The following is a 6,867-nucleotide window of genomic DNA, read 5'->3' as shown; positions in this document are numbered from 1 at the left end:
GGCCGGATGTAGACGTCGGCGCCCCGGCTGCCGTCGGGGAGCGTGTAGTTCACCGGCTCGACCGCCTGGCCGAGGGTGCTGCCGGGGAACTTGTCCGTCAGTCCGAGCGAGCTCTCACCCACGTCGGGCAGGAACGCGGCGATGTAGACGAGCGCCTTGACCTTGTCCTCCAGCCCGGCGGCGGCCTGGCTGATGACGGTGCCGCCGTAGGAGTGGCCGACCAGGACCACGGGCCCGTCGACGTGCTGGACGACACTGCGCAGGTAGGCGGCGTCGTGCGCCGGGCCGCGCAGCGGGTTCGCGGCGGCCACCACCGGGTAGCCGGCGCGCTGCAGCCGCTCGACCACACCGTCCCAGCTCGCGGCGTCGGCGAACGCCCCGTGCTCCAGCACGATCGTCGGCCGCTCCTCGTGGTGGCCGGGCGCCGCGCCGGCCGCACCGGGCAGGGCGACCGCCGTGGCGGACAGGGCTGTGGCGGCCGCGGCAGCGCCGACCAGGGCGAGCCGACGGCTCGGACGGGTGATACGCATCGTGAAGATCCTTTTCCATGAGATGTGGGTCCTGGTGGGCACCGATGGGGGTGCAGCCACCAGAAAACCTATGACGCAAGGTAAACGTGCACAAGTTAAATCTTGGGTGCCATACGGTTTCGTGAACGAGAAGGCCCGCCACGTGCCACGCTCGGACCGGGCAAGGCAGACCCACTGCTCGGGCAGGCCCGCAGCGTCGGCGCCTTCTCCCTGCCCTACGTCCGAAGACCAGCCCGGTTCACCCGTGTTGCCCGGAACGCCACCAGCAACGTGGGGACACGTCTGCCTCCCGACCCGGATGCCCCCCACCGAGCAAGACATCAACCGCGTCATATGGCCGCGCCGGGGAGCCGTCGAATGTGCTGTCGATCGGTGTAGTTGCCGTGCACGGGCAAGCGGGCCGCCATGCAGCAGGCGCGGAGATTCTCTGGCCGACGAGGGATGGTGAGCCTTGCTCGTCCCGTGGGCTTTCGCATGCTTCCGCGCGGGCACCTGGCTGGTTGGCGAGCCGGATGACGTGGGCGTCGGGGGCCGTCGGCCGCGCCCCAGCCCGGTCCCTCGTTCGTCCTCGCCGCGGCCATTCGGCGCGTCGAGGGCAGGGACGGCCAGCGAGCTGCCAGAACGCAAGGAGCTAGCGGGGCGGCGGAGTCATCCAGGTGTACTTGCCCCGCCCGCCGCGGCTTATCGTTCAGTAGGTGGCGAGTTGGGCCGCGAACATCCAGCGCTGCTTCTCGAGTTCGGCGGTGATCGAGATCAGCAGGTCCTGGGTGACCGGGTCGGCGTTCTCGGTGGCGTCGATGCGCTCGCGCAGCCGTACGGCGGCGGTTTCCAAGGCATCGGTCATCATCTCGACGATGTCGTCGTCGCGTGTCCAGCCGGCCTTCGGGCCGGGCAGCGTGAACGCCGAGGCGATCGTCGTCGGCCGGCCGTCGGGCGGGACGCCGAGTGTCGCGGCCCGTTCGGCGACTGTGTCGGCGGCTTCTCGTGTCACTGTCACCAACTCGTCGAGCTGCAGGTGGAGGGAGCGGAACCGGGGCCCCACGATGTTCCAGTGCGCCTGCTTCCCTACCAATGAAAGCCCGAGCAGATCCACGAGGGTGTTCTGCAGCGCGTTGCCGGCGGTCTGACGGGCCGCGTCGGGAAGCGTGTTCTTCATGGCGGGCATCCGGGGGTTCTCCTTGCGAATCGTCTTCGGTGGCAGGGACCGGTGTGAGGCGTTCCGCCGGCAGCTCTGGGCGGTGGCCTGCTCGCCAGGTGCGGTCGCGCCGTTAGTCGAGGCCATGTGGATCAGGCGGTGTGGAACGCGGTGCGCAGGACGGTGACGGCCTGGGTGATGGCGGCCTCGGCGGCGTGGGTCCCGCGCAGGGCGTTGAGCATCACGAAGTCGTGGATGATGCCCTGGTAGCGGACGGCGGTGACGGGCACGCCGGCCTCGCGCAGCTTGTTCGCGTAGGCCTCGCCCTCGTCGCGCAGCACGTCGGCCTCGCCGGTGATGACGAGGGCCGGGGGCAGGCCGGTGAGCTGCTCGGTGGTGGCGCGCAGCGGCGAGGCGGTGATCTGGGCGCGCTCGGCCTCGTCGGTCGTGTACTGGTCCCAGAACCACTGCATGCCGTCGCGGCGCAGGAAGTAGCCCTCGGCGAACTGGTGGTAGGAGGCGGTGTCGAAGCTCGCGTCGGTGACGGGGTAGAACAGCACCTGCTGGACCAGCGGGACGCCGCCGCGTTCCTTGGCCATGAGCGTCAGCGCCGCGGTCATGTTGCCGCCCACCGAGTCACCGGCGACGGCGATGCGCGTCGCGTCCAGGCCCTTGTCGGCGCCCTCCTCGACGATCCAGCGGGCGACGGTGAAGTTCTGCTCGATGGCGACCGGGTAGCGGGCCTCGGGCGAGAGGTCGTACTCGGGGAAGACCACGGCGGCTCGGGCTCCGACGGCCAGTTCGCGCACCAGACGGTCGTGGGTGTGGGCGTTGCCGAAGACCCAGCCGGCGCCGTGGATGTAGAGGATGACCGGCAGGGTGCCCTCGACCCCGGCCGGGCGGACCAGGCGGGCCCGGACGCTGCCGGTGGGACCGCCGGAGACGGTGACCCACTCCTCGTCGACCTGCGGCATCACGATCTCACCGGACTGGACCTCGTCGACCGTCTTGCGGCCCTCCACCGGGCCCAGGTCGAACAGGTAGGGCGGGTTCGCGGTCGCCTTGGCGAACTCCGCAGCAGCGGCTTCCAGAACCGGAACGGACGGCGTGTGATCAGACATGGTGAAACTCCTGGAGTCGATCTGTGGTGGGTGGCCCGGGCGAGCCACTGAGCAAAAGACTAGCGGGCGATTACATCGCGCGCAAGTTAAATGAGAGCGATGTGCTTGTGCCCTGCTTGCCGGTCGGCGTCATAGAACGGCCACACGGCCCTCGAGGTCGTCTGGCGCACCACGGCGGCGTGCCGTTCGCTACCGCCGGGGGACGTCGTCGGGCACCGGCAGTACTTGAAGCCGGTGCCTGCCACTGCCACTGCGCGCAGCTGACCGGTCGATCGAATCGCCGCTCCGACAGGCCGCACCGTGACGTACTGGCATCCGGCATTTTCGACTCGGAAGGATCGGCTGGAGCGCCGGTCACCCGCGGCGCGAGGGGGGCGTATCACGGCCTCGAGGGTCAGCGTGCAGGCCTGCCCGGCCTGGGGCGATCGAGTGAGTGAACCACGTGAGTGAGCACCTTCCTCACCCTCGAGGGCAACTACTCACCGGCAGCGTGATCGCAGCCGGCAGGCGGGGCCGTCACCGTAGGAGAACGGAAGGCCGGCACCGCGGACGCAGGATCCGCTCCCCGGCAGGTCCGATCCGGCTGTCGGGGAGCGGCGACAGCCCTTGGGGCACGGTGTCCGCCACGCCGGCGGCGTCGGGAAGTGGACCAGCGGTCAGGAGGTGCTCGGGCTTGAGGCGCACATATTCACGGTGGGCACATGCTTCCCCCGATGACAGCCTGGCATCTTCCGCTCTTGCGGGGCGGACAGGCAAGGGGCGTCAGCGGCGGGAGGGGGTGTGGCGGGTGACATTCGCGGTCAGCCGGCGCAGAGTCGCACGTGCCTGCTCAAACTCATCGGCTTCCAGCCCCATGGCCTCCCCGATCTCCGCGGGAATGGCACTAGCGCGTTCCCGCAGGGCAGTGCCTTCCTCGGTGAGCGTGAGAATGACCGTCCGCTCGTCATCCGGACGGCGCTCCCGACGGAGCAGCCCGTTGGCCTCCAGGCGCTTCAGCAGCGGCGTCAGCGTGCCGTAGTCGAGCTGAAGCGCCGCACCAAGCTCCTTGACGGAGAGTTCGTCTCGGTCCCACAGGGCCAGCATCACCAGGTACTGGGGGTACGTCAGGCCCAGGTTGTCCAGCTTCGGCCGGTACAGCCCGGTGACCGCACGCGAGGCAGCGTAGAGCGCGAAGCACAGCTGATCGTCCAGCAGCAGCGAGGCTGCACGGTCCGTAGGCGACGTGGGGTCCGGAGTGGCCATGAAACCACCTTACCCCATTGCCCACAATGCCCATTCGGGCGTTTAGCACGTACACAAGGGAACTGGTCGAGGCCAGTGGTTTCGCCGTGCTCGCGGACGTGTGACGTGGCATTCATGAGCACCCCGCACTGCCGCTTCCTGTGATCGGAAGGCGCTGAGGGCGATGCCTGGCTCGGTCGGCTCCTTCTGGTGGTGTAGGCGATCGGTCGTCTGATGCGGCGGGCAGGACGATCGTGTCGTCGGGATAGAGGGCGTCCATGCTCTCGTTGGAAAGGCAGCGGCGGGGGAAGGCGATCCATTCGTCGTGGAGTTCGGTGAGGACCGCGGTGGCCGGGCGGAGGACGGCGGCCGGGTTGGGGAAGACCTGGACGACATCGGTGCGGCGTTTGATCTGCCGGTTCAGCCGCTCGAGCGGGTTCGTGGACCGGATCTTCTTCCAGTGCTGGTGGGGGAAGTCCGCGAACGCGGTCAGGTCCTCCTTCGCCTCCAGCAGCATCTCTGTGACCTTGGGGAACTGCCGGCCGAGCATGTCGGCGACGGTGTCGAGCTGGCTGCGGACCGCGTCCGCGGTGGGCTGGGCGAAGACCGTGCGGATCGTGGCGGCGGCCATCTCCGCCGACCCTTTCGGGATCACGGCGAAGACGTTGCGCGCGAAGTGAGCACGACACCTTCGCCAGGCAGCGCCGAGCATGACCTTGCGGATCGCTTTGACCAGGCCGCTGTGGCTGTCGGAGATGACCGGGCGGACGCCGCTCAGGCCGCGTTCGCGCAGGTGACGCAGGAACCGGGTTCGGAAGGCGTCCAGCTGTTCGTCCGGCTCAGCGCATGTCCGGGAGACCTCGCTCTTGGATGTCCCGGTGTCCGAGCCGAGTGCCTTGACCAGGTCGTCGACCGACCGGGGGGACACGCCGTGGACGTATGCCTCCGTGATGACCGCGTGGAGGGCCTGGCCGATGCGCCGCCGGTGCTCCAGCGGGCTGGGGAAGAAGCTCCCGGCCCGCAGTTTCGGGATCGCGAGCTCGAGGTCGCCGGCCTGCGTGGTCACCGTTTTCTCCCGGTGCCCGTTGCGCCAGGTGGTGCGGGTGCCGGTGTGTTCGCCCCACTCGGCGCCGGTCTTCGTGGTGGCCTCGGCCTCGATCAGTTCCTGCAGCAGCCTTTCGGCGGCCTCGCGGACGAGTTCAAGGCCATCGGCCGAACGCAGTGACTCGAGCAGGCGGAGCAGGTCATGCCGGGACAAGGCCACCGTGCACCCCCTGGAGTCGAACGGCCCGCTCGCTCCGGACAGTTGCACGGTGGCCTGCCGGTCGAGCAGGGAGCAGACACCGGCAGACGGTGCGCCCGAGGGAGCAGAACCCACGCACTCAACCGCGGAGATCCCCTACACCTCCCGGCGGGACGGCATCTCGTCGATGTGCTCGAGCAGCGTTCGGGCTTCGACGGTGCGGTAGTGGTCCGGACCGAAGGAGGCCAGGCAGGCATCGTGAGCGGCTGCAGCCCGGCGACGGGCGTCGAGAGCGCGGTGCAATCCCAACAGGGCATTGGCAAAAGCCAGGTCGACGGCGCCCGTATCCGGGTGGCGCTGGTATTCGGGCAGAGCGCGGTACAGCCTGTCGGCGCCCTGCGCCTCGGCGAGGGCGTCTTCGTAGCGGGCTTGGCCGTTGAGGCTGCGAGCCAGGCCGAGCCGCAGGACGAGGGCCGCCCGGTCACGTTCGGGATGGGCGGCCAGGGCCTCGCGGGCGAGCGCCTCGGCCTCCTGGTGACGCCCCTGCGCATTGAGGGCGAAGACCAGCCCGTTGCGGGCGGCCGCTGCCAGGGATGACATTTCCGGACCGGTACCGCGCCCTGCGGCCTCGGCGACGGCCGCACATTCCGCCTCGCACTCGGCGTGCTGACCGAGCGAGGCCAGCTGCTGGGCGCGGTCCGAGCGCAGCTTCAGGGTCAGCCAGTGATCGGCTCCGAATATCCTGCTGAAGGCGGGCAGCGCTTCGTCGTAGGTGGCGAGCGCCTCGGCGTGACGCCCCTGGGCGCCCGTCGCGAGCGCGGCGATGTTCAGTGCCACCGCCGCGTACATGTCGTCGTGTGGCCGCGATCGGGCCACGGAGCGGGCTTCGGCCTCCGCCTCGGCGTAACGCCCGGCTTCGTAAAGGGCCTTGGCCTCAGCCACAGGCGTTCCCGTCATTCGCTGGGCGTCGCTTCGGCCGCGCGACCGGAAGAATCTCATGGCCGGGAGCATACGGATGCTCCGCAGCCTCAAGCAGCTCGCCGCCCACGGCTTCCTCCACCCCGACGGCCGCAACTGGCGCATCCGGCCCGTCTTCGTCTTCAACGGCAACGGCAACGGCGCGGCGCAGAGGGAGGCTGTGCGGAACACCCCCGCCGGCACCCCCGACCCGTACGCCGGCGGGCGCACGGACCTGACGGTCATCGAGGGCGGGGGCGAGGAGCCGGACGACGGGCGGGGGGACGCACCCCGTGGCCGCCCAATAGAGTCGCCACGCCATGAGCACACCCTCACACCTCGTGCCTGGGGCGCCTGACTGGCCGTACTGCGCACACGGCGCAGACCCCGCTACCGACCCCCTCGGCTGCCGCGGCATCCACGTCCCCGGCCACACCGAATGCCTCGCCCATCTGGCTGACACCGACCGCGACGCCTACCTGGCAGGCCTGGCTCCTGGCGCCGACATCGACCATCGCGGCACCCCCTTCACCGAACCCCTTCTCAACGCCCTCCTCAATGCCCTCCGTGACTCCGCCACCGGAAACCCACGCTTTGGCCTCGCCGGGTTCGAGTCGGCAACCTTCCAGGGCACCGCCGAGTTCGGGTCGGTGACCTTCC

The 6,867-nt window shown here is 69.8% G+C and carries 7 protein-coding genes and 1 pseudogene; 2 read left to right on the top strand and 6 right to left on the bottom strand.

Features of this window, described 5'->3' with window-relative positions:
• The 6 genes from ACIRFH_RS02140 to ACIRFH_RS02115 form a co-directional block, all read right to left on the bottom strand.
• Positions 1 to 530, bottom strand: a 530-nt coding sequence (locus tag ACIRFH_RS02140; protein ID WP_403516638.1) for an alpha/beta fold hydrolase, incomplete at its 3' end; no start/stop codon positions are given.
• A 688-nt stretch (positions 531 to 1,218) separates the two neighbouring features.
• On the bottom strand, positions 1,219 to 1,695 hold the full coding sequence (locus tag ACIRFH_RS02135) for a Dps family protein (protein WP_403516637.1): 477 nt from the start codon (positions 1,693 to 1,695) through the stop codon (positions 1,219 to 1,221).
• 122 nt (positions 1,696 to 1,817) lie between these two features.
• Positions 1,818 to 2,786, bottom strand: a complete 969-nt coding sequence (locus ACIRFH_RS02130; protein ID WP_403516636.1) for an alpha/beta hydrolase — start codon at positions 2,784 to 2,786, stop codon at positions 1,818 to 1,820.
• A gap of 762 nt (positions 2,787 to 3,548) precedes the next feature.
• Positions 3,549 to 4,028 (bottom strand): MarR family winged helix-turn-helix transcriptional regulator, encoded by a 480-nt coding sequence (locus tag ACIRFH_RS02125; RefSeq protein ID WP_403516635.1) that lies wholly within the window; start codon positions 4,026 to 4,028, stop codon positions 3,549 to 3,551.
• A gap of 112 nt (positions 4,029 to 4,140) precedes the next feature.
• Positions 4,141 to 5,271 carry a transposase gene (locus ACIRFH_RS02120; RefSeq protein ID WP_403516634.1) on the bottom strand — a complete coding sequence of 377 codons (1,131 nt, stop codon included), beginning with the start codon at positions 5,269 to 5,271 and terminating at the stop codon, positions 4,141 to 4,143.
• A 135-nt stretch (positions 5,272 to 5,406) separates the two neighbouring features.
• Positions 5,407 to 6,207 carry a tetratricopeptide repeat protein gene (locus tag ACIRFH_RS02115; RefSeq protein WP_403516652.1) on the bottom strand — a complete coding sequence of 267 codons (801 nt, stop codon included), beginning with the start codon at positions 6,205 to 6,207 and terminating at the stop codon, positions 5,407 to 5,409.
• A gap of 40 nt (positions 6,208 to 6,247) precedes the next feature.
• Here ACIRFH_RS02115 and ACIRFH_RS02110 point away from each other — a divergent pair, with 40 nt between their 5' ends.
• Both ACIRFH_RS02110 and ACIRFH_RS02105 read left to right on the top strand, forming a co-directional pair.
• The gene (locus ACIRFH_RS02110) at positions 6,248 to 6,565 is read left to right on the top strand and encodes a hypothetical protein (RefSeq protein WP_403516633.1); all 318 of its coding nucleotides are present in this window, start codon (positions 6,248 to 6,250) and stop codon (positions 6,563 to 6,565) included.
• Positions 6,528 to 6,867 (top strand): annotated as a pseudogene (locus ACIRFH_RS02105) (pentapeptide repeat-containing protein); the annotation flags it as partial. The gene ACIRFH_RS02110 and the pseudogene ACIRFH_RS02105, both read left to right, overlap by 38 nt.

The organism is Streptomyces sp. NPDC093586, assembly GCF_044764905.1.
Classification (GTDB): Bacteria; Actinomycetota; Actinomycetes; order Streptomycetales; family Streptomycetaceae; genus Streptomyces.
The sequence above is the reverse complement of the archived record's forward strand: the minus strand, read 5'-3'. Positions and strand labels throughout refer to the sequence as shown.